Annotated in this window: 1 protein-coding gene; it reads left to right on the top strand. The window is 65.4% G+C overall.

Annotation, left to right across the window (positions count from 1 at the left end; translation table 11 throughout):
• Window positions 1-242 precede the first annotated feature (242 nt).
• Window positions 243-367, top strand: a 125-nt coding sequence (locus MKL01_RS19230) for a manganese catalase family protein (protein ID WP_243906804.1), incomplete at its 3' end; no start/stop codon positions are given.

Raw genomic sequence — 367 nt, 5'->3', positions numbered from 1 at the left:
CAGAGCAAAGGAAGTGATTGCGACGGCTCGGCCGCTGACGCTCACCGCAGACCACCTCCTGGCGCCCACGACTGCCCCACTCCCCCGGGGCGGGTTCTAGCCTGGTCCGACAGGCTCCGATACGAGGCTGCACCCCTGATGTAGGTCGGCTCTTCTTTATGCGAATCCGCGAAGCGCGAAGGAACGATTGGGTTCGCGGATGGTAGCCCGGGGGCGCACCTCGCGCGGACGGAGCTGCCCTCATGTTCATGAAGATCGACCGCCTCCTCACGGAGCTGCCCGAGCCGAAGAAGCCTGAGCCTAACGCGGCCGCCGCTCTACAGGAGCTGCTCGGTGGTAAGTACGGCGAGATGTCGACGCTCGGGAA

Origin of the sequence: Methylobacterium sp. J-070 (genome assembly GCF_022829385.1) — a bacterium.
Classification (GTDB): Bacteria; Pseudomonadota; Alphaproteobacteria; order Rhizobiales; family Beijerinckiaceae; genus Methylobacterium.
This window is presented reverse-complemented; position numbering and strand designations above follow the sequence as displayed.